Source organism: Paenibacillus kribbensis (assembly GCF_002240415.1).
Classification (GTDB): Bacteria; Bacillota; Bacilli; order Paenibacillales; family Paenibacillaceae; genus Paenibacillus; species Paenibacillus kribbensis.
The window spans coordinates 3,708,940-3,733,598 of sequence record NZ_CP020028.1; the positions used below are offsets into that span (position 1 = coordinate 3,708,940).

Annotated in this window: 24 protein-coding genes and 2 pseudogenes; 4 read left to right on the forward strand and 22 right to left on the reverse strand. The window is 46.5% G+C overall.

Features of this window, described 5'->3' with window-relative positions:
* Window positions 1-45: 45 nt before the first annotated feature.
* The 12 genes and pseudogenes from B4V02_RS16470 to B4V02_RS16520 form a co-directional block, all read right to left on the reverse strand.
* Window positions 46-372, reverse strand: coding sequence for a YtxH domain-containing protein (locus B4V02_RS16470; protein WP_094155614.1), 327 nt, complete (start codon window positions 370-372; stop codon window positions 46-48).
* 97 nt (window positions 373-469) lie between these two features.
* Complete coding sequence (locus tag B4V02_RS16475; RefSeq protein WP_094155615.1) at window positions 470-1,117, reverse strand: helix-turn-helix transcriptional regulator; 648 nt, start codon at window positions 1,115-1,117, stop codon at window positions 470-472.
* Window positions 1,118-1,125: 8 nt separating this feature from the next.
* Window positions 1,126-1,566 (reverse strand): DUF86 domain-containing protein, encoded by a 441-nt coding sequence (locus tag B4V02_RS16480; RefSeq protein WP_094155616.1) that lies wholly within the window; start codon window positions 1,564-1,566, stop codon window positions 1,126-1,128.
* Between the two features lie 24 nt (window positions 1,567-1,590).
* Entirely contained in the window at window positions 1,591-1,878 is a 288-nt protein-coding gene (locus tag B4V02_RS16485; protein WP_007429783.1) for a Dabb family protein, read from the reverse strand.
* Between the two features lie 81 nt (window positions 1,879-1,959).
* The gene (locus B4V02_RS16490; RefSeq protein ID WP_094155617.1) at window positions 1,960-2,385 is read right to left on the reverse strand and encodes a phage holin family protein; all 426 of its coding nucleotides are present in this window, start codon (window positions 2,383-2,385) and stop codon (window positions 1,960-1,962) included.
* 180 nt (window positions 2,386-2,565) lie between these two features.
* Window positions 2,566-3,684: a polysaccharide deacetylase family protein gene (locus B4V02_RS16495; RefSeq protein ID WP_094155618.1), complete on the reverse strand. Its 1,119-nt coding sequence runs from the start codon at window positions 3,682-3,684 to the stop codon at window positions 2,566-2,568.
* A 762-nt stretch (window positions 3,685-4,446) separates the two neighbouring features.
* A pseudogene (locus B4V02_RS27230) lies at window positions 4,447-4,611 on the reverse strand (barstar family protein); the annotation flags it as partial.
* Between the two features lie 224 nt (window positions 4,612-4,835).
* The gene (locus B4V02_RS25925; protein WP_157739749.1) at window positions 4,836-4,988 is read right to left on the reverse strand and encodes a hypothetical protein; all 153 of its coding nucleotides are present in this window, start codon (window positions 4,986-4,988) and stop codon (window positions 4,836-4,838) included.
* Between the two features lie 89 nt (window positions 4,989-5,077).
* Window positions 5,078-5,269, reverse strand: a complete 192-nt coding sequence (locus tag B4V02_RS16505; protein ID WP_094155619.1) for a hypothetical protein — start codon at window positions 5,267-5,269, stop codon at window positions 5,078-5,080.
* A gap of 16 nt (window positions 5,270-5,285) precedes the next feature.
* Window positions 5,286-6,269 carry a pyocin knob domain-containing protein gene (locus B4V02_RS16510; RefSeq protein ID WP_094155620.1) on the reverse strand — a complete coding sequence of 328 codons (984 nt, stop codon included), beginning with the start codon at window positions 6,267-6,269 and terminating at the stop codon, window positions 5,286-5,288.
* A gap of 17 nt (window positions 6,270-6,286) precedes the next feature.
* Window positions 6,287-6,676, reverse strand: a complete 390-nt coding sequence (locus tag B4V02_RS16515) for a hypothetical protein (RefSeq protein ID WP_094155621.1) — start codon at window positions 6,674-6,676, stop codon at window positions 6,287-6,289.
* Window positions 6,677-7,415: 739 nt separating this feature from the next.
* Window positions 7,416-7,631, reverse strand: a complete 216-nt coding sequence (locus B4V02_RS16520; protein WP_094155622.1) for a hypothetical protein — start codon at window positions 7,629-7,631, stop codon at window positions 7,416-7,418.
* Between the two features lie 146 nt (window positions 7,632-7,777).
* On the opposite strand from B4V02_RS16520, the gene B4V02_RS16525 reads away from it, so the two are divergent.
* The gene (locus B4V02_RS16525) at window positions 7,778-8,362 is read left to right on the forward strand and encodes a helix-turn-helix domain-containing protein (protein ID WP_094155623.1); all 585 of its coding nucleotides are present in this window, start codon (window positions 7,778-7,780) and stop codon (window positions 8,360-8,362) included.
* Between the two features lie 212 nt (window positions 8,363-8,574).
* Here the strand turns inward: B4V02_RS16525 and B4V02_RS16530 are convergent, their stop codons facing one another.
* The 4 genes from B4V02_RS16530 to B4V02_RS16545 all read right to left on the reverse strand — a co-directional run bounded on the left by B4V02_RS16530 (window position 8,575) and on the right by B4V02_RS16545 (window position 13,781).
* A complete protein-coding gene (locus B4V02_RS16530; protein WP_094155624.1) occupies window positions 8,575-10,272 on the reverse strand; it encodes a ribulokinase in 1,698 nt (565 codons plus the stop codon).
* Window positions 10,269-10,979 carry an L-ribulose-5-phosphate 4-epimerase gene (gene araD, locus B4V02_RS16535; RefSeq protein ID WP_094155625.1) on the reverse strand — a complete coding sequence of 237 codons (711 nt, stop codon included), beginning with the start codon at window positions 10,977-10,979 and terminating at the stop codon, window positions 10,269-10,271. Before araD ends, B4V02_RS16530 begins: the two co-directional genes overlap by 4 nt.
* A 355-nt stretch (window positions 10,980-11,334) precedes the next feature.
* Window positions 11,335-12,435, reverse strand: coding sequence for a GntR family transcriptional regulator (locus tag B4V02_RS16540; protein WP_094155626.1), 1,101 nt, complete (start codon window positions 12,433-12,435; stop codon window positions 11,335-11,337).
* A gap of 194 nt (window positions 12,436-12,629) precedes the next feature.
* Window positions 12,630-13,781 carry a sn-glycerol-1-phosphate dehydrogenase gene (locus B4V02_RS16545; protein ID WP_094155627.1) on the reverse strand — a complete coding sequence of 384 codons (1,152 nt, stop codon included), beginning with the start codon at window positions 13,779-13,781 and terminating at the stop codon, window positions 12,630-12,632.
* Between the two features lie 165 nt (window positions 13,782-13,946).
* Between B4V02_RS16545 and B4V02_RS16550 the strand changes: the two genes are divergently transcribed.
* On the forward strand, window positions 13,947-14,150 hold the full coding sequence (locus B4V02_RS16550; protein WP_007429773.1) for a hypothetical protein: 204 nt from the start codon (window positions 13,947-13,949) through the stop codon (window positions 14,148-14,150).
* A 116-nt stretch (window positions 14,151-14,266) separates the two neighbouring features.
* Here the strand turns inward: B4V02_RS16550 and fabV are convergent, their stop codons facing one another.
* Window positions 14,267-15,445: an enoyl-ACP reductase FabV gene (fabV, locus tag B4V02_RS16555; RefSeq protein ID WP_094155628.1), complete on the reverse strand. Its 1,179-nt coding sequence runs from the start codon at window positions 15,443-15,445 to the stop codon at window positions 14,267-14,269.
* Window positions 15,446-16,129: 684 nt separating this feature from the next.
* On the opposite strand from fabV, the pseudogene xynC reads away from it, so the two are divergent.
* Window positions 16,130-17,389 (forward strand): annotated as a pseudogene (gene xynC, locus B4V02_RS16560) (glucuronoarabinoxylan endo-1,4-beta-xylanase XynC); the annotation flags it as partial.
* A 75-nt stretch (window positions 17,390-17,464) separates the two neighbouring features.
* Window positions 17,465-17,803: a carbohydrate-binding protein gene (locus B4V02_RS26705; protein WP_244188551.1), complete on the forward strand. Its 339-nt coding sequence runs from the start codon at window positions 17,465-17,467 to the stop codon at window positions 17,801-17,803.
* A gap of 465 nt (window positions 17,804-18,268) precedes the next feature.
* On the opposite strand, the gene B4V02_RS16570 is transcribed toward B4V02_RS26705, so the two are convergent.
* The 5 genes from B4V02_RS16570 to B4V02_RS16590 all read right to left on the reverse strand — a co-directional run bounded on the left by B4V02_RS16570 (window position 18,269) and on the right by B4V02_RS16590 (window position 24,613).
* On the reverse strand, window positions 18,269-19,291 hold the full coding sequence (locus tag B4V02_RS16570) for an endo-1,4-beta-xylanase (protein WP_094155631.1): 1,023 nt from the start codon (window positions 19,289-19,291) through the stop codon (window positions 18,269-18,271).
* A 34-nt stretch (window positions 19,292-19,325) separates the two neighbouring features.
* The gene (locus tag B4V02_RS16575) at window positions 19,326-20,891 is read right to left on the reverse strand and encodes a glycoside hydrolase family 43 protein (protein WP_094155632.1); all 1,566 of its coding nucleotides are present in this window, start codon (window positions 20,889-20,891) and stop codon (window positions 19,326-19,328) included.
* Window positions 20,892-21,845: a carbohydrate ABC transporter permease gene (locus B4V02_RS16580; protein WP_094155633.1), complete on the reverse strand. Its 954-nt coding sequence runs from the start codon at window positions 21,843-21,845 to the stop codon at window positions 20,892-20,894.
* Window positions 21,845-22,819 carry an ABC transporter permease gene (locus B4V02_RS16585; protein WP_094155634.1) on the reverse strand — a complete coding sequence of 325 codons (975 nt, stop codon included), beginning with the start codon at window positions 22,817-22,819 and terminating at the stop codon, window positions 21,845-21,847. The genes B4V02_RS16580 and B4V02_RS16585 overlap by 1 nt, the downstream gene beginning before the upstream one ends.
* 99 nt (window positions 22,820-22,918) lie before the next feature.
* Window positions 22,919-24,613, reverse strand: coding sequence for an ABC transporter substrate-binding protein (locus B4V02_RS16590; protein ID WP_094155635.1), 1,695 nt, complete (start codon window positions 24,611-24,613; stop codon window positions 22,919-22,921).
* Window positions 24,614-24,659 lie beyond the last annotated feature (46 nt).

The window sequence follows — 24,659 nt, forward strand, 5'->3', positions numbered from 1 at the left end:
GAATCCAAACGATACTCAGTTATCTCACCTATCGCTTACAGACCATTACAGAGCATCTTCTTCTGTATCCTCTTGAACAGGAGTAGACGAAACGCTCGCCTCATGAATAATTCCGCCATCTTTTTTACGCCATTGCCCAATTTCATGAATGACGGCTGAGGCCGCTTCCTTAATCTTGTCCGTATACTCGATTGAGGTATCTGAAATTTTCCCCGCAAGTTCTTGTCCCTTGTTGCTTACGTGACGCGCCTGATCTGTAATATCCTGACGCAACTCGCGACCTGATTTGGGGGCAAATAACAACGCAGCCAGTGAACCGGCAAGACTACCTGCCAACGCGCCACGGATAAAGCTTTTGTAGTTCTCCTTCATCATCATCTCTCCCTTGTGCCCGGGCGAATGCCCATCTGTTAGTGCATTATAAGCACGGAAAGCTTGTCATGATACAGGGAACAAGCCGGAAAAGCTTTTACTTTTTTCGGGAGCGGATACGGTACAGGCAGCAACGGCCTCCATCTGCCAGACAATCCTCACGAACCACCTCGGCATCAAGCAACTCCTCGAACATTTGCTGCTCACATTCACAAGCCTTACGGTAGCGGCCTGCAATTTGAGAGATAGGGCAATTGTACTCCACAAGAGAGTAACTGCCATCCTCTTCTTCGCGCCACTCTGCCATATAACCAGAAGCGTTCTGAATACTTGAAAGCTTTTCCACACGTGAAGCCAGTGTAGTCTCACTTACCATGTGTGGGGCATACCGCTTCATCATTTTTCGTTTTCTACCATCAAACAGAGAGTGAACGGCTTCCATTCCCTGCTCTTCATCCAGCTCCTCTAACAGTTCCAGCAGCAGATGATCATAATTACGGGGAAACTGCTCACTACCCTGCTCGCTCAAACTGTACAAAAACGTCGGACGTCCCATCGCCTGCCTCACAATCGTAGCTACGATCAGCCCATCCTGCTCCATCAATTTGAGATGCCTGCGCACCCCCATTTCGGTAATGCCCAATTGAGCTGCCAAGCTTCCGACGCCCACAGGTCCCTGGGTTTTCAATAGTGTCATAATCATGCGCCTGGTGGGCATTTCGGGTACGATATACTTATCCGTCACTTTTGCCTTTACACTCCCTCGGGCTGCGGACCCAATTCCTTATTTAAATAATCATGCACGCTGAAAACAAAATGCTCCAGCAACTCAGGCAGCTTAGGTGTGAGCGGGTGAAGGCTTGTCCGGTCCCAATGAAAATACTCCTGTACTAGAGGTTTACGCAAAGATACCAACTCTAACAGCGAACGAAATACGGTATCATCCAATACGCCTTCCTCATGAATGATACCGATAATATCTTCATAGCTACTGGCGTCGCGCATAATAAATCCGTCAATGATATAGCTTCCTACGTCCGTTACCGTCTCAATCGCCAGATGAAGGCAGCGCTCCTGCACCAGCCCCTGCAACAAATCCCCGTTCCAGGTGCCAGCTATATGGCGGAGCCCTGCGGCAATGTCGGGAACGGCTTCTAGGCGAAGCTCAATTTGTTCCCGGTTGACATAATACAAGTTACTGCACCTCCAGTCATCGCTTTAGATTTCATAGTCAACTGCGATAGATACATCCTTCGCTTCATTCATGTGTACAATGATTTCCTGATGCACAGGGTGTACCTGATACGTTTGCAGGTCCTCCAGTGTTTCGACAACAGCTGTAAGGGAAATATCGTAAGATCGTTCTGAACGAATTACATCCGTACCTACTTCGAGCGACAGCAATTCCTTGATCTTGCCATTCATACTGCGCAAAATGGATGCCGTATGCTCAATGCTTTCAGGGGAGCGGTCTTTCAACTTGAACAAAACAATATGTTTAATCATGCGTATAGGCTCCTTATCTAAAAAATGTTCTCTTGAAAATTTTATCATAACGCCCCACATACGGAAAGCAGCATTGTAATTCTAGCGATCTTTTCCTCCATCTTTCCCGTCAGACTCCTTGTCCTTCAGCAGAGCAAAAAAATTCTTGAGCTTCGGTGGGAGCGGCAGACCCATTCGTGAACAGTTTTCCGTAATAGAGATCAGTTCGTTGGATAAATAAAAATACGTCGCTGCTCCTTTCATAATTTCCGTCCCCATCAGGAGATCCACGTGATGTGCCAAAGAAATCACCATTAGCATAAAAGCCTTTCTCATCAAACCCCAAAAACCGGCCTTGCTGCTCAGACCTTGTCCAGTCTTAATCGCTGCGGCAACTCCTGTCACATAATCAACAGCCATAGCAACTGTGAATAGCACCATCAGCTGATTCCAGCCGCCAAAAGCAAACGTAATAATGGCTCCTGTGGTAGCGCAAAACACACTAAACATGCTTGGATTAATATTCATACCTGCTCCTCCTCTCGGGGCGGTTACTGTAATATATGCAGCGACGCAGCAACCCGTAAAGCCGTATGACCTGATATGAATGCCAATTCATAGATTCATATAAACAAGCGCCAAGCGGTCTGTAGGCTCAACAAAAAACCGTGGAATTTATCCACGGTTCTCCCCATTCATTCTATTCAATTAACGATGATCATTCCAAAAATTAAGCGGAGTCAGGTTGTTGTTCAATGGCTCGAACGAATATCCTTCTTTTTGCAAAGCAGCCATGATTTGTGGAAGTACCTTGATCGTAGATGGCTTATCATGCATCAGGACGACAGGTGTTCTGCCCTGCTTTTTCAATCTTCGAATGTCACTTAGAACAGTCTTTACAAAATGCTCGGGATTTTTGGTATAACGCCAATCATTAGAATCTATATTCCAATCCCAAATATGATAGCCTGCACCCGTCAGTTGGTCGCGGTAAGCTTTCTTCAAATACGGTTTGCTGCCATAAGGCGTACGAATTAAAGAAGTGCGTTTCCCGGTTGCCTGGAATAAAATCTCATTATCCTGATTCATTTCTGCAAGTGCTGCTGCAGGAGATGCATAGATTTTCTTCACCTGATGGCTCATTCCATGTAAGCCCAGACCATGCCCCTCTTCTACCATTCTCTTCATCACTGCACTATGTTGGCGAATTTCCGGTCCCAGCATAAAGAAAGTAGCCTTGGCATTATATTTGTCCAGAATATCCAGCAGCTGCGAAGTGTGCGCTGTAGGACCATCATCGAAGCTTAAATAAATCGTGCGGCTGGAAGGCTTGGAATTTCCCGTATTGCCTGGTTTGACAGTTGCGTGCTGCTTAATTTCCGCTGCAAATGTATTCACAAATTGTGCATCAGACAAGCTTGCATTTGCGTTCTGAATTCGATACAGATTACTTGATGGAAGCGTAATGGTGAATCCGAACGCATCTGCCAAAGTGCGAATTGGCACCATCGTGCGTCCTCCACGTTCGAAAACATCGCCTTTGGTCAAGCTCAGCGTAAAGCTGCGGTTATGTCCAGTCAGTATCAGTGTGTTTCCGCTAGCCGAAGCAGAAATACCCATCTTTTGCCCTAATATAACGATAGGTACATATAACTTGTCATTTTTCATCACTGGCTGAACCGTATTCGAATCTAGTAATACATCATTGACCCCCAGCAAAGGAGCCTTTGCTTGCGCACTCGCCGTATTCGTATGTATGCCCAGCAGACCCAAACAACAGATTGCCATCAAGCACACTGCCATCCATTTTACTTTTAAAAGCTTCATCCATTACACCATCCTGTGCTGTATTTTATTATCTGCGGGAGCTATCTCTAGCTTGTCTATGAAGTTATACAGACATGACGATATAGACATGGCAATATAGACATTCACTCAACATTTAGAACATAAACGCATCTCAACTGATTGAATCCAAACGTCTTTTCGTCCCCCATATATATTAATAGATTACCAGACTGTAGTAAGTAAACATAGGAAAACAATTTGACAACAATCTCGCAACCCCCATAACCGAGAGGTTACAAAGTTGTGAATAAATCATCATAAGCCTTAATCAATGTAACAAAAAAACAGGTCAATCATGGTGGCATCTGACCATAATCGACCTGTTTGTTATAAATAGTGGTGTATATTGACTGTCCTTCCGCTTAGGCAACCTGCATCAGCATACGGATGATATTTTACACCCTTATCATATAACATTGTTCATCCACTTGATTTTCCATTCTTGTCATATATAATACGTTAACAATATTAATACAATTATAATAGACGGGATTCAAATACAACCAATGTGGGTTAAGTTCTTTTCTACATATCCGCCCAGTTCATTCGGCACTGGGTGGGGATAAGAGAAAGACTTTGAGGATTGCCGCCCCAAGGTCTTACAGCTTACATTCTTTCTATAGTAACTCCTAATTCTTGAAATTTCTCGATAACAACCTTTTCTTCGTCACCATTTGTACAATACACTATTACATTGAAAGGTGTTGGAGAAGTAGAGATCGCACCATATTTTCTGCCTTCTTATTCCTTGGCTGTACTAGCCAAGATATTTACGAATATCTCAATATCAGTTTCGGGTAGGGTTAACAATTTCCCTGCGTTACTTATACATACAAGATATGCATCAGACTGTATCCACTCTAAGTCGTTGATGCACTCATTGAAAAAATCCCAATTTTCACCAAAATAATACTTGAATTAGGAAGCTACTGAAAACTAATTGAATAATTTGTCAGTAATTACACATTTTTGACCTCGAATCATTTTGGTAGTTATCTTCTTAGAGGTCACTTCATTAAACTTCCATTGAAAATTCGTAAAATCGGAAACGAGCCTACGAGTTGTACAACAAGATGCAACGCAAGAAAAGCTAGGCAAGAGAGGGGGGCCGTGGGGGCGGTCCCCTTTTCTTATGCTCGGCGCTTCTTCTGCTTATGGATAATTTCCATTCGGCCTGGTGCGGACTCTCCGACTAACTTGATATAATCGTCGGAATCCATAAACAGAAATGGTGCAATCAAGTTGTCGAATTTTACATAATCGAGATAGCGGATTTTCTTCATATTTACCATCTTTTCAATGGTCCTTTACACCATTATTTCAATGCTCCATTGCTTTGGTCAAGATCAAGTGGTTATAAGGATAAATACGCCTATTCGGTGGTTGTTTCCTGCGATGGTTCGGGACGCGGTACTTCTTCAAACGTACCATCTGCAAGGCGACGTTTACCAAAAAGAGACGTATCAAATGAGTCAACTTCAAAAATATTTTGGCTGTCAGGTATTGTTTTACTGTCGCTGATTGCGAAAACGATACTATTGCTGTCAACTTGGATATAAGGCATTTGTTTCACCCTCTCATCAGTTGTGTTCAATCACTTCGAAATAGACATAAATATCAAGTCCACTCTTGAACTTGTACGTAGTTCGCACACGGACCGTTGTTGCGTTGTAAAGATAGACTGCTGGAGTTTTGGCGTCAAACCATATTTTATCATTTGGTCCATATGGTCCAAATCCGTCTAAATAATATCCAGTTAGGTTGATTGATGTTTTATTTGGGTCTACGGCCGGGATCGTTACTGAGACAATACCGTCATCGTCTTGTGTACCATTGTACATATCTACCGAATACCTCGTTACTTTTTTCACGCCACCACCCCCAAATATTTGCCAAGCCGTCCATACCGCGTTTCGCATCTGCCTCCAGTACGTAACGCCATCATAAAAATTCGTTGCTCGTTGAAGCCGCCAAGCGCCGGGATTTTGTGAATGTGATATATGCTCAACATAATACCACTCAGTACTTGGAGCGTTAGCCATGCTAGACCCATCGTAAAATCCGTTTTCTATAACGCTGTTCAGGTCGCCAATAACTCGCGTGGCCCTCGGCATGCTTGCATTTTTAGCGTTGTTTTCTGCCGCTGCAGCCGCCAAATTTGCCGCATTTGCTGCCTCATACGCCGCCTTGACAGCGCTCGGTGTAGCAGCCTGGTCAGTGGCCGTGCTGCTTGTCGATGTGTTCAGTTGCACGATACCGCGAGCTTGCGTGCTAGCACTTGGCAGGTCAGATGCGAGATGAGTGTGCGATTTGGGAGCTGCATAGTCCCTTGTATAATCCTTTGCCGTTTGCAAAGCCGTGTTAATCTGCGTCTGTGTCTCTTGCTTGTACTGATCGAAAGCCTCTTTCGGAACTACTCCGTTGCCTGCCGGGTCTGAACGGATGCTTTCCACCTGCGCGGCCAGCTCCCGGTCATTCTCGTATAACGTCGTTATCGGGATGTTCAGCACATCAGCGTGCCCCTGATCCGTGGGAACAAACTTACGTGGCTCTTTGATAGACATTCTCGGGTTCCTCCTTGTCAATAAATATCGTCAATCTCAAAAATGAACTCCATATCCGCATCCTTTTCCTTGTTGGTCATCGTGCGAACTGCGGTAAATTTGCCGGCAGTATCGACAAGCGCAAGCTCATTGTTTTTTGCCCCGGCCAGCTCATTCTCGGCTAAAGAACAGCTGTACCGAATTGTTGCAGGAGCAATGAATTCATAGCTGGAGATGTCCTTCACAAGTAGTTCGTGCTTCAGCGTTTGTTCCGTCCCACCCACTGGCAGGGGATTACCAGCCTGGTCTACTCCGCCGCTCCCAAAAGCCACTTTAACCACCTTCGTCAGTGCCGTCCCTTCCGCCCTTGCACGGGCCATTTGTTCCCGTGCATATGCCGTAGTAAGGGTCAATACTTGATCTGCCATAAGTACCTCCTAGACCTCGATAATTTTTTCTTGAGAACTCAACAAGCAGCTACCATCCAGCGGAACGCTACCGTCCAGCAGCCAGTAATTTTACCGGACCTTCACTATTCCAGCCTGTCTGTTCTCGACGTGGCCGGAAATTTTTTAACGAATTTCCGTCTATAATTAGAGAGCAAGGTGGCTAGCCAACACGTTGCCTTACCTGTATATGTCAACTGGCACGTTACCAGAGTGTTCTTTCGTTATAATCATCGTTTCAAATGTCCAGTTAGTTGCGGAGCAAAATTATCATTATGCACCCTCACTATTTGTAGTCGGTGCATCTGTCTATTTAGGTGCGGTAACTGACCTGTTTACCCTATCGATCGAGGCTTGCCTATAAACTGTTGTAATAATTGCATTAATGATAAATTCAGAAAATCCGAGAGAAAACAAAGATAAGTTATTTGTAGTAAAACATAGTAGTATCTGATGATTTTAGGACTTTTGCAAGGTTAGAGGATTGTGATAAAGGGGTTCATGTGCGTACAGGCATATTTGCATAATATCATACGGGTGCAGTGAGGTTAAATTCGATTGGACTTAGCTACCCAATTCATTCAGCACTGGGTAGGTGAAAAGACCAAGCAAGAATTATCTTGACTTGGTCTTCCAATTGAATCTTATAGTAACTAAGCAATAGAATGATAAGTGCCTTCCGTTATAAATATTCCAGTGATTCGTTCGTTAATAAATCTCGTTACGTCAAGTGCATCATAGTTTTGTCTATTTCATCTTCCTTATAGACTAACTTGATATTTGCTAGCCCCTGTTCTACTAATTGCTTACCTAATTTAGTTTTTCCTTGTTGTAAATAGTGTTGCCCCAAATCAACAAAGTTTTTTACATGATGATTGCATATAGAACATATTACCTCAATTTCCAAAAATAATGTCACAATTTGATATATTGACACCTTAAACTTCCAATTTTATAGGCCTAATGGACCTTATTTTCCATAAACCGGTTAAGCCCATGGGATTAAAAGAAAATCGGGAGAAGAGTCACTTGCAAAGCCCCCTTCGGATATAGTAGTATGTGGTTAAAAAAATCGGAGGGTATATGCCTAAACAACAAGACAAACATTCCATTCAGGCGTGGTCTCTGATCAATCGCAAATATTTGGGAAAAGGTGTGCGTATCAAACGTTTTCGCAAGCCAACACGCTGTCAAGTACGCAATCGCGTTCTGCTTGCCGTTCTGATGGCAAATGACATTAAACTGTCCCAACTTGCCGAGGAGCTTTCCATCTCCTCACGCAGCGTTAGCGCGTGGGTATATGAGGGCCGTATTCCTGGCAACACCAATCTGGAAAAGACGTGTAATACACTTGGTTATCCGCACCATATTCTGTTTAATGAAGAAGTTGTTCGGCGTTCACCGCTCATCTGTCAACCTGCGCCGTCTCGTTTTATGAAACGGACTGTAACTCGTTCTCCGGTCAAAAATCGGATCTTGGCGGGTCTATGCATGGTTCATGATATTTCGGTGACCGATGTCAGTCATTGGATTGGCGTTCATCCCGGCACATTCCGAAAATGGTTGCACCAGGGTACCGTTCCTTCGCAAACCTTCCAGGATCAGGCGGAACAGTTTTTCCGTATTCCAAAATCCATTTTGTTTGCTGATGCCATGCTGAAAAAGTAAAAATGTCCCTTGAAACGAAACGGATGTACTTTTCATGAAAGTCTTCGAAAGGAACGCATTACCATCTTTCATTTGATAAGACTTTCACATCATGTAATTCACACAATATAACAAGCAAAAAAAAGCACAGTTTGCCGATTTCTCGGTGTACTGTGCTTTTTTAGATACCATAGAGCCTCACGAGGCTTCTGGTTAATTTGTTCTTTAGCTTCTTAAGATTTAGTGCTTGTCACTTCTGATGAACGTCCGGCTTCTTCCTTGATGACCTTCAGCTTTTTCATGACCGGGTTGCCTCCACGTCCAAAGTAGTCGTGAAGACGGCTGTATTCCTCGTACAGCTTATCGTATACGGCAGCGTTCTCAGGGATCGGCTTGAAGCTCTCGTCCCGTACACGCGCCATATGGCGTGCTGCTTCGACGATATCGTCGTATCCCCCGGCTTCAGCTCCCGCAGCCACGGCCGCGAACATAGCCGCGCCCAGCGCAGGAGTTTGGGTAGAAGCAGCCACCTTAATCTCACGTCCGGTTACATCGGCATAAATTTGCATCAGCAGACGGTTTTTCTGCGGCAATCCACCGCACGCATACAATACATCTACCGGTACGCCGTTATGATGGAACGCATCGACAATTTTACGTGTGCCGAATGCTGTTGCTTCCAGCAATGTACGATACACTTCCTCTGGTTTCGTCAGCAGCGTATACCCGACAATCAGACCTGTCAGGTTGGTATCAACCAGGACAGAACGATTACCGTTCCACCAGTCCAGTGCGAGCAATCCGGTTTCACCCGGTTTATATTCAGCCGCTTTACGCTCCAGCCATACATGGACGTTTACGCCTTCCGCAGCTGCCTGCTCCTTCACCTCAGCCGGAACAGCATGCTCTACGAACCAGGCGAAAATATCTCCTACTGCCGATTGTCCAGCCTCATATCCGTAATATCCCGGGATAATTCCGTTCTCTACAACACCGCACATACCTTCTACTTCTTTTTCTTCCTCGCCGAGCAGCATATGGCAAATAGAAGTTCCCATCGCCATGACCAGCTTGCCTGGTGTAACGACGCCTACTGCCGGAACAGCCGCATGTGCATCCACATTGCCTACCGCTACCGCTGTTCCCGGATTCAGCCCGAGTTTTGCAGCCATTTCTTCTGTCAATCCACCTGCACGGCTACCCAAATCATAAATCTCACCGCGCAGCTTCGTATCCGTCAGATTTTCCAGACGCGGATCAAGCGCCTTAAAAAATTCGCGGTCCGGATAACCATCGCGATGATGGTAAATGGACTTATAGCCAGCTGTACACTGATTACGCTTCAGCTCCCCGCTGAGCTGAGAAATAACCCAGTCTGTCGCTTCTACAAAACGGTCTGTCTGATCATAAATGTCCGGTGCCTCATTCAGAATTTGCCAGATTTTTGCGATCATCCATTCGGACGAAATTTTGCCTCCATAGCGGGGTTGAAACGCCTCTCCGCGCTGAGAAGCAATTTCATTCAAACGATCTGCTTCATCCTGTGCTGCATGGTGCTTCCACAGCTTTACCCAGCTGTGCGGGTTATCCTTCAGCTTCTCGTCAAAGCACAGCGGTTGTCCTTGTGCGTCGATCGGGAGCATCGTACATGCCGTGAAATCAATCCCGATCCCGATGATGTCATCTGGGGAAATCCCCGTTTCCTTCATAACAGCAGGTACAGAAGTGGTCAGCACTTCAATATAATCAGCCGGATGCTCCAGCGCCCAGTCCATTTCCAGCTTGCGTCCGCTACCTGGCAGCACTTCATCAATAACCCCATGGCGATATGGTGTTACATGCGTAGCAATTTCGGCTCCATTTGACAGGTCAACAATGACCGCACGGCCGGACTCCGTTCCATAATCGACACCAATGGTATACTTGCTCATTTGTGTGCCTCCTCCTTTTTCGTTTGCCCATAATAGGCATTGGCCCCATGCTTGCGCAGAAAATGCTTATCCAGCAACGCCTGATCCATCGAGGTTAATTCCGGATTCAGAATGAGGGAACGGTATGCCATTTTGGCAACTTCCTCCAGCACAACCGCATTATGAACTGCATCATGAGCATTTTTACCCCAAGTGAACGGCGCGTGCTGATTCACGAGTACACCCGGAATGTCTGTTGGACTAATATCCTTAAAGGTCTCAATGATCACATTCCCTGTCTCCAGCTCATATTCCCCGGCAATCTCCTCCGAAGTCATCGCACGAGTACATGGAACGGTTCCATAAAAATAGTCGCCTTGCGTTGTACCTAACGCCGGAATCGCACGTCCTGCTTGCGCCCAGCTTGTAGCCCAGGAGGAGTGAGTGTGCACAATGCCTCCAATTTGCGGGAAAGCACGGTACAGCGCCAAATGTGTAGGCGTATCGGATGAAGGACGAAGATCACCCTCAACAATATCACCTTGAAGATTAAGTACAACCAATTGCTCAGCCTTCAGATCTTCATAGGCCACACCGCTTGGCTTGATAACAACCAATCCCTGCTCACGGTCGATACCGCTTACATTTCCCCAAGTAAAAGTAACCAGACCATGCTTTGGAAGCGCCAGATTGGCCTCCCATACTTCCTTTTTCAATTGTTCCAACATGTATAAGACACTCCTTTTACTATCATTTCTGAAATCTGCAATGGAAGTGACTGAACCCAACTTCTGATGAAAATGACAGGAAGGTCGTTACGACCCTTTATCCTTGGTTCCGCTTTCATTATACACTTGTACGTACAACTTAGCCAGTCTTTTTTTATCTCTTTTTTCGATCAATTTCCACACCCGTTTTCAGAAAAAACATAGTAAAAACAGCCTATTTTCTGCAATTGAGAAAACAGGCTGCTATAGTGTGACGAGAAGTGTGGTGAGAAGTATGCCGAGAAAATATACCGCTTGGAAGCCGTATACACACCAACTTGTCCTTACATGTTCATAAATAAAAGCAACTGAAATTCTACCCTACGTTTCCCGGGGCTGGCCCTGTGGATTCGCGAACAATAAGCTCAGGCGGTATAATCCACTGACGATCCTCTTCACGATAGCCCTTCTCTTCAATCATCGACAGCATGGTATCGGCAGCACGCAGCCCCAATTCTTCCTTGGGATGCCGAATGGTCGTTAGCTTGATTTCCGTTGCTGTCGCCAAAAATGAATCATCAAACCCAACCAGCGATAAATCATTGGGAATGCTCAGGCCCGCCGAACGTACAATATCCAGCAGTCGAACAGCCAGCTCATCATTATAGGTCACCCATCCGGTCGGGCGCTCCCCCGCCTCCATCGCCAACAGCTCCGATGCACGTTGTAATGGAAGCTCATTTTTTTCTTCTGTCCGGTAAGTCGTTACTGCATTCGGGTGTAATGTCACCCCATATTTGCGGTGAGCAGCCACAAACCCCTTCATCCGCAAAATTCCCTGCATATCATCGGTTTTGAAAAATCCGGCCAACCGTCGATGACCCAGCTTGATCAAATGCTCAGCCGCCAAAAAACCACCCTTTTCATCATCCACACGCAAACAAGGCGCATCCATTTCCTCATAACGCGCATTGATCATCAAATAAGGGATTTGGCGATTTTCCACGGTCAAATAATAATTCAAATTGGGATTGCGCTCCCCGCTTTTGGTCGGTTCAATAATAATTCCGCTCAGCGGCTGGCTCAGCAGCATTTCCAGACACTGGCGTTCCTGCTCAGGGTCATTTCCTGTGCTGGACAGCAGCAGCTTGTAGCCCTGACGGCTTAATTTGGATTCAATCCCCTGTACAATAGAGGGAAAAATATAATCCGATATATAGGTCGTGACCACCCCAATCGTCCGTGGATCTTCAGGTTGCTTCCTATCCCGTGTCGCGACAAAGGTCCCCTTGCCCTGCATGCGAAACAGCCAGCCTTCCTGTACCAGCTCGCCCAGCGCCTGACGCACCGTTTGCCGACTAACCGCAAATTGCTCAGACATTTCATGTTCAGATGGAAGCTGGCTTTGAGGCTGCAGTTTGGATGAATGAATCCATGATAAAATTTCCTGTTTAACCTGTATATATTTGGGTGCCATAATTTCCTCCGTACTTGCAATATCGTGTACCCGTTCATATTCCACGATTATAGCATATCGTTCATTTGTACATACAAATGTTATAGGAGCAGGATATCGTTGTATAGCTGCCGGAGGCGTAAACCCAATCGCTAATCCTTCCTTGCTACACATGCTTGGCTAAATATCTAAAGGGCATCCACAGAGATTGCACATTACGAACGAAGCAGTTGATGCTCATTCATGTACTTGAGCCCTGTGTAGCGGTCACGCAAAGTATGGGCCGTGCGCAAAGCACGAGCAAGCTGCTCCTCCGTAACTCCAAGCTCGGCAATAGTGGACGGGCCACCGACATGAGCGAGCCATGCGCGCATCTGTTCCGATGCAGGCAAAGCCTGATATACTTTAAAAGCCTCCACATCCTGGCTGGCAGCCAATTCCCTGTACATGTCAGACAGCAAGGCGGAAGCTACGCCCACTTTGGCCCCATGCAAAACCTGCTTGCGTCCCTCTGCAATAAAATCCATTTCAATTCGGTGGGAAATATGGTGTTCTCCCCCTGACGCTGGACGCGAATGATCGATCATCAGCATCGAAATACCGGATGCAATCAGTGCATTCATCAACACCTCGACGCCTGCCTTGCTGCCTGCCGCAATCTCATCAACATGCTCTACACAGGCACGTAAAGCCTCCTCCGTAATGCGGTTAGCTACGGGTGAATACGGCTCATTTCCCAAATCTCTGGATATATGCCAATCTGCTAATGAGGTGAATTTACCGAGCATATCGCCAAAGCCTGCGGCAGTCATCGTCTGTGGTGCACTCGCCAGCACGGACAGATCCGCAAAGATCGCTTCCGGTGGAACCGCCTGAAACGTTTGCTTGCTGCCGTCTACGATTAGCGGTGCTCCTGCGGAGGTAAAACCATCCACGGAAGCAGCCGTCGGTATGGACAAGAACGGGCGATTCATTTTATAGCATACGAAGCGAACCAGATCGTGAATCGTACCGGAGCCTACAGCCAGTACAGCCTGACTCTGATCTTTCACGCCCAGCAGCACCTTCATAATATAGGTTTCATCAGCGATGACATCTCCCACAGCATTCGGAGGCAGTCGGACCACATCAACCGTCAATCCTGCCTCACGTATCAGCTTAGCCACCTTTTGGCCTGCCGCTGCCGAAGTATGCTCATCCTCTACCAAGGTTACATGACGATACCCCTGTTGATTTAAATAAGGGACGATGGCTTCAAGCGCTCCATCACGCACCTCGATGAACAACTCTACCTTGCGGTGAGGGTGATCAGCGTTGCTTGCCTGCGCCTCTTCGTTCCACTCCTTGATCTGCTCATTCATATTCATTTCATCAGCCTCCTGAAAAGGAATAATTTGCATAAGAATGACCCATAATGATAAAAAATTCAGTTTGAAAACGATTACTACTCAATTGTACGCACAAGTTCATGTCCAAGTCCAGAGAAAAGTACAAGTTACTGTTTCATTCATACATTAGAAAGGAATATGATTATGAAATATAGAACGGACATTGCCTGCGCGCTTGGATTACTGGCAGGTACGACTTTTGGCAGCGGTATTGCTTTTTTGTTCGGCTGGCAAGCCTATCGAGCTCTGACTTCTGTCAGCGTCTTTGGCATTGCTGGAATTATCATCACCATTGCTGTTTTTCGCTTGCTTCACCGCAAATCGCTTTCTTCATCCAATTCCCGATAAATTCAATTCGGTGGAATAAACAAAATGTACACATGCCCGCATACATAAAAAACGGGCCACACAAGCCATTTGCATCGCTTGAGTGTACCCGTTTTTATTTGACTCATATTTGATTCTTAATGGGTGTGAACCTCTGGATCAACATCCAATTCATAATCAATTTCATCAAACCCGAATCCAAATAATTGAAGGAAGTCCAGACGGTACTGTTCGAGATCGCCCCGTTCAGACACGTTTTCTGTAGTGATCTCGGACCAGGCTGCTTTGACAGCCTCCTGTACATCCTCTCTCATTTCCCAGTTATCCAGACGAATGCGCCCTTCCTCATCCGTTTCTACAGTTGACCCGCTATACAGTTTCTCGAACAGACGCTGCGCCTGCTCAATGCATCCTTCATGCAATCCCTTTTCTTTCATGACCTTAAACAGTAAGGAAATATACAGAGGCACAACAGGAATAGCCGAACTCGATTGTGTAACCAGAGCTTTATTTACAGAAACGTAGGCTTTACCATGATAACGCTCCAGTTGCTTCGTTAACGTATGCGCTGTGGCCTCCAAATCGTTTTTGGCTTGACCAATCGTTCCTTTGCGATAAATGGCCTCCGTGATTTCCGGACCAATATACGAGTAGGCCAGTGTGGTTACCCCATCAGCCAGCAGATCGGCTTCTTCCAGCGCCTTGAGCCATAGGGACCAATCTTCGCCTCCCATGACCGTGATGGTGTTCTCAATTTCCTCCTGTGTAGCCGGTTCCAGCGTAATTTCTGATACGACACCTGTATTCGTATTCACCGTTTTATTCGTAAACGGCTGCCCAATGGGCTTAAGGACGGAATTGAAGGTTTCACCAGTGTCTGGATGTGTCCGCCGCGGTGAGGCGACACTATACACAATCAGATCTACCTTGCCCAGCTTTTCCTTTACCAGCTTCAACGTCTCCTGCTTCATTTCATGAGAAAAAGCATCTCCATTAATGCTTTCCGCTATGTAGCCAGCCGCTCTGGCCGCTCTTTCAAAGGCCACCGTGTTGTACCAGCCTGCCGAAGCCGTGCGTCCCTCTGAAGCGGGACGTTCGAAGGATACTCCTATGGTATCAGCTCCCATACCAAAGCTCGCAGCAATGCGGGAAGCCAGCCCATAGCCTGTGGATGCGCCGATCACGAGTACCTTTTTAGCTCCTTGTATAGCCGTGCTGTCTTTGATGTAGTCGATTTGACGATTGACATGAGCCGCACATCCTGCAGGATGCGCAGTCGTACATATGAAACCACGAATTTTCGGTTTAATAATCATTGCAAGGGTCCCCCTATTTAGGCATTCATTTAATATCGATGGAATGGTTGTCCAGTCATAACTATATAGTAAAATAGCTTGCGGCTCAACCTGGATTACAGCACATGAAATATCGCTGACAACAAAATCGGCATCTCATTTGATATGAAAACAAGAGCACTACGCATTTCTGATTACGGAGATGCAAGCTGCGGCACTGTATCCGGTCTTTAATACATGGTCGTAACTATTAGGTACTCCGCGGATATCGAAGAACATTTTTTAATCCTAGCAGGAAATGGTGGATATATGGTTAATTATAATATTGGAGAATAAAAAAAATTCACGAAAGAACGTATTTTTGATATTAATAAAGATGAAAGGAAATTTTTTTCCTACGGGGTTTACTGCTTCTATGTAATATGAAAGCGCTTTAATACATCGTTGGTCTATTTAAACCATTAGCATTTGCTACCCTTGGACCGAATCCGTCCGTTTTGAGCTGATCTTGTAGGACAAAGTCCGAGTGAAACCTCATTTATGGGCGACTGACATGAAACAGCGGCAAAAAGGAATGGAGGAAACCTTTATTCCATAATACGAAAGGAGGTGGTCAGAACAGGTTGTTTAAACAGTTGTAAAATGGAAATTGTATTTCCAAAGTTACAGGTTTATGGAGGTTATTATTTTTAGGGAGATGAAAGAATGATTTCACGTGTAAAAAAATCAATTTGTGTATTATTGGCATTTGTAACAGCGCTGCCGCTAATGTTAAGCGCGTCGGCACCTACTGAAGTTTCAGCAGCAAGTGATGTAACCATTAACTTATCGGCACAAAAACAAGTGATTCGCGGTTTTGGAGGAATAAATCATCCGGCTTGGGTTGGAGATTTGACAGCAGCTCAAAGAGAAACCGCTTTTGGCAACGGAAACAATCAGTTAGGCTTTTCTGTGTTAAGAATCTATGTAGACGAAAATAAAAATAATTGGTACAAAGAAGTACCAACTGCAAAACGTGCGATTGAACACGGAGCAATCGTTTTTGCTTCGCCTTGGAATCCTCCAAGTGACATGATTGAGACCTTCAATCATAATGGCGATACAAAAGCAAAACGCCTTAGATACGATAAGTACGCTGCGTATGCGCAGCATCTTAACGATTTCGTTTCATACATGAAAAATAATGGCGTGAATCTGTATGCTATTTCTGTCCAAAATGAGCCTGATTATGCACATACTTGGACATGGTGGACTCCACAAGAAATGCTTCGTTTTATGAAAGAAAATGCTGGGTCCATTAACTGCAAGGTCATCGCACCTGAGTCATTTTCTTACCTGAAAAATATGTCAGACCCTATTTTGAATGATCCGCAGGCTCTTGCTAATATGGATATTCTTGGTGCTCACACTTATGGTACTAAGTTTAGTGACTTTGCTTATCCTCTTTTCAAACAAAAAGGAGCGGGAAAAGAGCTCTGGATGACGGAAGTATACTATCCAAATAGCGACAATAACTCGGCGGATCGCTGGCCCGAGGCATTGGATGTTTCATACCATATACACAATGCTATGGTAGAGGGAGATTTTCAGTCATATGTATGGTGGTACATCCGCAGACAATACGGTCCTATGAAAGAGGACGGTACGATAAGCAAGCGGGGCTATAATATGGCTCATTTCTCGAAATTTATTCGTCCTGGATATGTACGAGTAGATGCAACGAAGAATCCGAATACAAACATTTACACCTCTGCATACAAAGGTGACAACAAGGTAGTTATTGTTGCAATTAACAGAGGCGCTTCAGCAGTAAACCAAAGGTTCGCCCTGCAGAACGGGACTGCATCGAGAGTATCTTCATGGGTAACGGACAGCAGCAGAAATCTGGCAGCAGGATCGGCCATCAATGTGTCCGGCGGTGCCTTTACAGCCCAGCTTCCTGCCCAAAGTGTTACAACTTTTGTAGGTGAATTGGGTGGCAAGACTAGCAGCGATACCACTTATAATGCGGAGACGGATACAACATTGACCAACTCCGTAGTGGAAGCTACTTATTCGGGCGATAGCGATATTAAATATGCTAACTTTAATGCTTCAGCCGATGCAGCCGTTCAGTGGAATCGCATCTACTGTGCTGTTACTGGAACTAAAAATGTGAAGTTCCGGTATGCGCTGGAGACAGGGACAAGAAATCTGGATGTTTATGTTAACGGGACGAAAGTGATCAGCAATGCTGCCTTTGCAGCAACAGGCAGTTGGTCAACCTGGGGCGAAAAAACGATCCAGGTACCTATGAATAGCGGGAATAATACTTTAAAAGTGGTAACTACCGGTACGGAAGGACCGAACATAGAGAGTATACATGTTTCAGCCCAGTAGATGAGTTTAGGCGAGAAATTCGAGAAACCGGGTCTTTTCCAAGACTCGGATTTCTCTTTTTCTCAAAAGAATGTTGTCTACAAAGGCCAGACCAATCCCTGTTTCTACATTACCTCCAGGCCGTCCCGAGTCGGTGAACACTTCTGGCCCGGCCTACGTCACGGTATTGGGGCAGTCCACTCGGATGAGGGGGAGCTTCGGGAAAATGATCCCCACCAAATACTCAAGTGATGAGCAATACATTGCAAATTCCGATTATGCAAAAAAGCTCCTGAATCGCCACAAGGACAAATTCAGGAGCTAGTATTTGACTGGCGGCCCACGGGACATCCTTTTACATGCAGAACCTCTACATGGCCAACCACCTGCGATTTAAAACCCGCCATGGACAATACGTGATCATCTTCCATTTTATACTGATCGCGTTGATCGGACCGTCGTGATCCAGCTCATGAGAAAGAGGATTCATCGATTCGCCAGCGCAGCAACACGCTCATAGGCTGGCTTCGGACGGTGCGATTGATCGAATAAAAAAGGCCAGTTCTTCCGGCCTCTGACCGGAAAGCCGTCCAGCCAGGTATAATCGTCGGCAGCCCCCCAGAATGTGACTGCACGGATACAGTCGCGGTATTCCCGCAGCAGACGGAAAACCGCCTCGTAAAGCTCCGCTTGCCGTTCCAGCATTTCCTTCGAAGGATGAAGCAGATCGGTACGTCTGTCATCGAAGCGGAAGACCGACAGATCCAGTTCCGTCAGTTGGAGCTGAAGTCCCAGCTCTGCATATTTTTCAATGGCTGCGCGGATGTCGTCCAGGGAAGGATCGAACAAATTCCAATGCGCCTGGAGACCAACGCCATGAATCGGCACTCCCTGATCCAGCAGTGACCGGACCAGCCGGTGGATACGATCCCGCTTGTAAGGATGAGACTCATTATAGTCGTTGTAGAACAGCAGCGCCTTGGGATCTGCTTCATGCGCATATTCAAAAGCTTTGGCGATAAAATCAGGTCCGGCGATGTCCAGCCATTTCGACGGGCGAAGGAACGCCTCCTTGTCTGCCGCGTCGTCTGAGATGACCTCATTCGCCACATCCCAGCAGTATACAGTATCCTTGTACCGGCCGACCACCGTCCGGATATGCGAGCGGAGCCGTTCCAGCAGCAAGGTGCGATCCGCCGGGCCGCCTTGTCCGTTCTCAAACAGCCAATTCGGCGTTTGATTATGCCAGACCAGTGTGTGGCCGCGCATTGCCATCCGATGCTCCTTGGCAAATGCAGCTAGCCGGTCAGCAGCCTCGAAGGTATACACCGCCTCCTCTGGATGCAAGCTTGAGAACTTCATTTCATTCTCCGCTGTAATACTGTTAAAGTGGTGAGCAAGCAACGATTTCTGACTCTCAATGGTTACAGGATTGACCGCCGCTCCAATTTTGAAATCGTCTTTGTACAATTCTTTTAATGAAGCTTCTTGCCGTGTCGACAAAATCATCCTTCTCCTCCTTGTGCAGGCTACCGGCAAACACTTACTGCTGCTTAGCCTGATACTCAAACCAATCGAATCGCGCAGGCACCCCGCTTGGGTGGCCATTTCCTGTTGCATACAGACCAATGACTACCCCGGTGAAGCACATTTTATTCACAAAATCCTCTGGAGACAACGCCCGTGCCGGACCTGCAGCTATACTGGACCAGTTCTCGTCATCCTCCGAATAGGACAGAGTATACTCATTCTCAGTCGCTTCGATTTTTAGCAAAAGTCGCTCCGCTTCTGTCTCAGCCTCATAGACGATCCGGGATTCTCCACGAATGGTCAGACGCGCCATGACCCGATTGCGGTCTCCAGAACGCAACACCCCAATCTCATAATGGGCATCCTCATCCCGGCGTGCGCATAATCCAGCCTCTTCACCTTCAGCAGTTGGCGCAAACGACATGCAAGTGATGAAACTTGCCAGCGTATGCTGCTGCCTTTTACCTGCAAAAGCGATCTGGCCGACATCCCCGAGTCCTGCCGCCTGTCCGCGCAGTGTCAAAGACCCGGGAGCTTCATCAAGCGAATAACTGCCATCGGGCGGATTTCGCACAAAGATCCACTCGGGTCCGAGATGGTCTGCGGCAAAGTCGTCCCGGCCTTCGCCCGCAGCGGTGCCCGGCGCTTGGGGCGCCGCTGCGGGCAGACGCGCAACCGACATTTCCAGCTTGACACAGCCCTCGTTATTGTCAATATGCGGCCATTCGTCCTTCCAGATGACCGGAGCCAGAAAGGTTTCCCGACCGAGTACGCTGTAACCGTTCTCTGTCAACCGAACGCCGAGAAAAACAGACCACCAATTACCGTTTACATCTTCCACCAGATCAGCATGGCCCAAATACTGAATTGGATGATCAAGCCCCCGATGCGTCAGGATCGGCTCTGGATAACGCTCAAACGGACCATAAGGATTGTCGCTCCGTCCGACGATCTCCCGGTGTTCCTTCGCTGTTCCCCCAGAGGCGGACATCATATAATACATTCCGTTAATCTTGTATAAATGAGGTCCTTCCGTCCATGGACCTCCATCGCCGCGCCAGACCACCTGCGGCTCGGAAAGCGCTTCTCCAGTCGCAATATTGATTTCATACTGGATGACATGGGAGTCGTAGTCCGCTCCCTGCTGTGCGCTGACGTACACCTTGCCGTCATCGTCAAAAAACAGCGAAGGATCAATACCGCCGTATGGAACATGGATCGGCTCCGACCAAGGTCCGGCCGGAGCCGCCGCTGTAACATAGAAATTCCCGATCCCTCCTACATCGGTTGTGATCATGTAGAAGATGCCTTCAAAATAACGGAGTGACGGTGCATAAATGCCATCAGAGCTCTTGCGATCCGTCAGATCAAGCTGATTGGGCTGGTTCAGCACATGACCGATTTGTTCCCAGTGAATCAGATCCCGACTCTGGAAGATTGGAACGCCGGGAAAATATTCAAACGAACTGCAAATCAGATAAAAGTACTCTCCCGCCCTGACAATGCTTGGATCTGGATAAAAGCCGGGAAGTATGGGATTTGAGTAACGAATGGTTTGCGATACCAATTGATCATTCATCTATTCCTTCACACTCCCTACGTTAAGTCCAACAACAAAATATTTTTGCATGAACGGATACACTACCAGGATCGGAATAGAAGCTACTACAGTGATAGCGGCGCGAATTGAAATGGGTGTAACCTGGGTAGCATGCTCCATTCCAACACCATTCGACACGGCAGGATTGCTGTTGGCATTCATACTGGAGGAGAGCAGCTTCATTAACTCGTATTGCAGCGTGCTCAGCTCCTGTTTGGACGAGGTATACAAAAAAGCGTCGAACCAGGAGTTCCAGGCACCTACCGCAACAAACAACGCAATGGTAGCCAACACAGGCTTGCAGAGCGGTAAAATAACTCTCCAGAAAATTTTAAAATCTCCTGCCCCATCTATTCTGGCTGATTCCACCAAGCTCTCTGGAATCGTGTAGATATAGGTACGGATAACAATCAGGTTAAATGCGCTGACCATTGATGGCAGTACATATACCAAAAAACTATTAATTAGATTCAGGTCCTTCATCAGAAAATAGCCAGGAATCAGACCTGCGTTAAAATACATTGTCAGGACAAAAATCGTTGTAATAGGCTTGCGGAATACATATTCCCGCCGGCTGAGCGTATAAGCCAGCATTGTGGTCAAGAAAATATTCAGCAAGGTCGAAATCACGGTACGTGCAACCGAAATCAGGAATGCATCATAAATAGTACCCGAAGCAAATACCGCTTTATAATTCTGCAAGGTGAACTGCCGAGGCCATAGATAGAGGCCGCCTCTGATCGTGTCATTCCCCGCATTAAACGAAACTACAATCGTATTTAGGAACGGATACAAGGTAACAATGACCAGGATAATCATAAATATTGTATTAAATGTGTTGAAAATGAACGGCTCTACTCCCCTGCTTCCTGGGCGGCGTCTGGAGAGTGCAATTGTGCTCCCTGGACCGGACGTCTGAGTTCTCCTCATCATTATAATAGCCTCTCTTCCCCAAGCCGCTTGGCTGTCCAGTTTGCGAGCAGCAGCATTGTAATGCTGACGACGGTCTTGAATATGCCTCCCGCGGTGGCCAATGAATAGTTACCCTGCGCAATACCGTATTTGAGGACAAAAATATCAATCGTTTCTGACCAGTCCACAACAAGTCCGTTGCCTAGCAAATACTGTACTTCAAACCCGGCTTCCAAAATATGTCCAATTGACATAATCAGCAGGATAATAATGGTTGGCTTAATACCTGGCAAAGTGATGTTCCACATTTTTTGATACCTGTTGGCTCCGTCAATATCTGCGGCTTCATACAAAGCCGGATCAATGGAGGCCATAGCAGCCAAATAAATAATCGTATTCCAGCCGACTTCTTTCCAAACGTGTGAAGCTCCTACTACTCCCCAGAAATACTTCCCTTCGCTCAACCATAGAATTGGTTTATCAATCAAATGCAGCTTCAGCAACACATCGTTGATAATGCCGTCAGAGGCAAGGGAAGTGGCAACAATCCCCGTAACGATAATCCATGACAAAAAGTGTGGCAAATATGAAATCGTCTGGACGGTTCTCTTCCAGAAAAGCTTTTTAATTTCATTAAGCAGCAGCGCCAGAATAATGGCAGTGACAAAACCCAAAATCAGGTTGATCATACTCATAGCAAGTGTATTGCGAAGGACTCGCATAAAATTATCATCTGTAAACAGGAACTTGAAATGCTTGAAGCCAACCCAGGTTTGTTCATCAAAGCTTCGCGCTGGCTTGTAATCCTGAAATGCCATCGACCAACCCCAGATTGGCACATAAGCAAATAAGACTATATAAGCAAGCAGAGGAACTGACATATAGATAAGTTGTCTCTGCTCCTTGACAGTAGCCCAGGTCAGCCGTTTGTTGCTGCGTTTCTTCTTCGGGTCGACCGGGTTAACTGGCTTGGCGCCAATTGCAATCTCCTCCATAGTATCAAACTCCCTATCCATCCTTTAATTATCGGAAAGGGAGGACTTCTCCCTTTCCGATTTAGGCATTGTTCTATTTAATAGTTCTATTTAGTAGCTCTATTTAGTAGTCCAGTTGTCAATTCTCCACTTCAGCACTTCGTTTATTTTGTCTTCATAGCCCTTGATGTCAAGCCTGTGAATCTCGGAGGTGTATTCGTTCCATACAGAGTCGAAGTCGGACGGATTTGACAGGATTGCTTTAGGCAGATACTTTGTAGAAATCTCGTTCAGCTTTGTGCTGGCAATCTTGGCCGGAGAGCCATCCACGAGGTCGACAGACCAGGCCGGATAGTAGACCGGGTTCTCAGGAGGAGCACTGAAGAAGTCAACGTAGCTGTTAAACCCGTATGCCTTCAGAACTTCCTTGTCGAACGGCTTCAAGCTTGCCTGATACTCTTCAGGCTGGTTGCTTGCCGAGGTGGCGTTACCGTCGCTAAAATAACCCTCCAGCTTCGGTGCGGTGGCGTAGAAAGCCTCTGCCTTGTTGGCGAGCTTCCAGGTAGCATCCTCAGCGTTATTACGCTGCTCTTGCGTTTTCATGAAGCGACCTTTCTCATTGACGTAGTAATCCTCGCCTTCAACACCCCAAGTAAGCAGCTTTTGCCATTTTTCATCCATTAGCTTATCGAGTACCTTGATTATTTTTACCGGGTCCTTGGCGTTAACAGTAATACCATAACCATTGTTCAGATTAAGCGCCGGACGGTCCCGATAATAATCCTTGGTGCTGGAATCGTATACCAGCGGGAAGCCTACATATGTCCGTTCCAACTTCTTCTGCGTCTTCAGCGAATCCTCGGCTTTGCCAAAGTTCCAGTGTTGGTCAAACATCCCCAGTACGTTACCGTTAGACAACTTCGCCATGTACTGATCATAGTTCTGTGTGAACGTTTCCTTATCGAGCAAGCCTTGAGCATTGATTTCGTTCAGCTTCTGGTAGTACTTCTTGGCATAATCCTTATCAGCAAAAATTTCTGCTACACCATCGTTTACAACTACACCGCCATCGTTTGGATGACCAATCAAATGTTGTGGAGGATTCAGCAATCCCCAGTTTTTCCAGTCATAGTTCAGGACTTCAAAACCAATAGTTGGACTGCCATCAATCGTTGGATATTTCGTTTTGTACTTCGCAATCAGATCGAAGTATTCGTCCAGTGTCTTAGGAGCCGGATAGTTGAACTCCTTGAGAACGGCCTTTTGAATCCAGAAGGCAGGACCACTGTAATAGGTATCGGCAACTTCACCGTTATAGGCGCCGTAGTTTGGCAAATAGTAAATATGTCCGTCATTAGGGTCCTTCATCTGATTCCAATACTTTTCATAGTGTTTCTTCAAATTAGGCGCGTGTTTCTCGATCAGATCCTCCAGCGGGATGACCGCTCCGGCGGCCGTCAGCTTCGTGTCCGCCGAGATCAAGTCCGGGTAATCCCCGCCAGCAATCATAACGCCGAGCTTCTGGTTCTTGTCGCCCGCAAGAAATTCAAATTTGAAAGTGACGCCAAGCTCATCCTCTATCTTTTTATAAATCTTGTTGTCCGCTGTCGGCTGCTGCCCAGCCTCATTCAAGAACATCGAGATTTCAATAGGATTCGCCGCACCAACTTCCCCACTGCTGGCATTGTTCGCTGCGGAATTTCCAGCGTTTGCATCCTTGCTGTTGCCGCCGATTGAGCAACCGGATAGAACAACGCTCAGTGACAAAAGTGCGGCCGCTCCGATGTAGAGCAACGATTTTTTTCTGTCCCCCATAAGGCACCTCCGAAAAGTTTTGTTACACTAGGAATGAAAGCCCTTT

Bases quoted from the DNA above. Each gene is read 5' to 3' on its own strand.
- B4V02_RS16470 (WP_094155614.1), bottom strand. From the start codon at position 372: ATGAAGGAGAACTACAAAAGCTTTATCCGTGGCGCGTTGGCAGGTAGT.
- B4V02_RS16485 (WP_007429783.1), bottom strand. From the start codon at position 1,878: ATGATTAAACATATTGTTTTGTTCAAGTTGAAAGACCGCTCCCCTGAA.
- B4V02_RS16490 (WP_094155617.1), bottom strand. From the start codon at position 2,385: ATGAATATTAATCCAAGCATGTTTAGTGTGTTTTGCGCTACCACAGGA.
- B4V02_RS16495 (WP_094155618.1), bottom strand. From the start codon at position 3,684: ATGAAGCTTTTAAAAGTAAAATGGATGGCAGTGTGCTTGATGGCAATC.
- B4V02_RS25925 (WP_157739749.1), bottom strand. From the start codon at position 4,988: ATGAAGAAAATCCGCTATCTCGATTATGTAAAATTCGACAACTTGATT.
- B4V02_RS16505 (WP_094155619.1), bottom strand. From the start codon at position 5,269: ATGCCTTATATCCAAGTTGACAGCAATAGTATCGTTTTCGCAATCAGC.
- B4V02_RS16510 (WP_094155620.1), bottom strand. From the start codon at position 6,269: ATGTCTATCAAAGAGCCACGTAAGTTTGTTCCCACGGATCAGGGGCAC.
- B4V02_RS16515 (WP_094155621.1), bottom strand. From the start codon at position 6,676: ATGGCAGATCAAGTATTGACCCTTACTACGGCATATGCACGGGAACAA.
- B4V02_RS16525 (WP_094155623.1), top strand. From the start codon at position 7,778: ATGCCTAAACAACAAGACAAACATTCCATTCAGGCGTGGTCTCTGATC.
- B4V02_RS16530 (WP_094155624.1), bottom strand. From the start codon at position 10,272: ATGAGCAAGTATACCATTGGTGTCGATTATGGAACGGAGTCCGGCCGT.
- araD (WP_094155625.1), bottom strand. From the start codon at position 10,979: ATGTTGGAACAATTGAAAAAGGAAGTATGGGAGGCCAATCTGGCGCTT.
- B4V02_RS16540 (WP_094155626.1), bottom strand. From the start codon at position 12,435: ATGGCACCCAAATATATACAGGTTAAACAGGAAATTTTATCATGGATT.
- B4V02_RS16545 (WP_094155627.1), bottom strand. From the start codon at position 13,781: ATGAATATGAATGAGCAGATCAAGGAGTGGAACGAAGAGGCGCAGGCA.
- B4V02_RS16550 (WP_007429773.1), top strand. From the start codon at position 13,947: ATGAAATATAGAACGGACATTGCCTGCGCGCTTGGATTACTGGCAGGT.
- fabV (WP_094155628.1), bottom strand. From the start codon at position 15,445: ATGATTATTAAACCGAAAATTCGTGGTTTCATATGTACGACTGCGCAT.
- B4V02_RS16570 (WP_094155631.1), bottom strand. From the start codon at position 19,291: ATGATTTTGTCGACACGGCAAGAAGCTTCATTAAAAGAATTGTACAAA.
- B4V02_RS16575 (WP_094155632.1), bottom strand. From the start codon at position 20,891: ATGAATGATCAATTGGTATCGCAAACCATTCGTTACTCAAATCCCATA.
- B4V02_RS16580 (WP_094155633.1), bottom strand. From the start codon at position 21,845: ATGATGAGGAGAACTCAGACGTCCGGTCCAGGGAGCACAATTGCACTC.
- B4V02_RS16585 (WP_094155634.1), bottom strand. From the start codon at position 22,819: ATGGAGGAGATTGCAATTGGCGCCAAGCCAGTTAACCCGGTCGACCCG.
- B4V02_RS16590 (WP_094155635.1), bottom strand. From the start codon at position 24,613: ATGGGGGACAGAAAAAAATCGTTGCTCTACATCGGAGCGGCCGCACTT.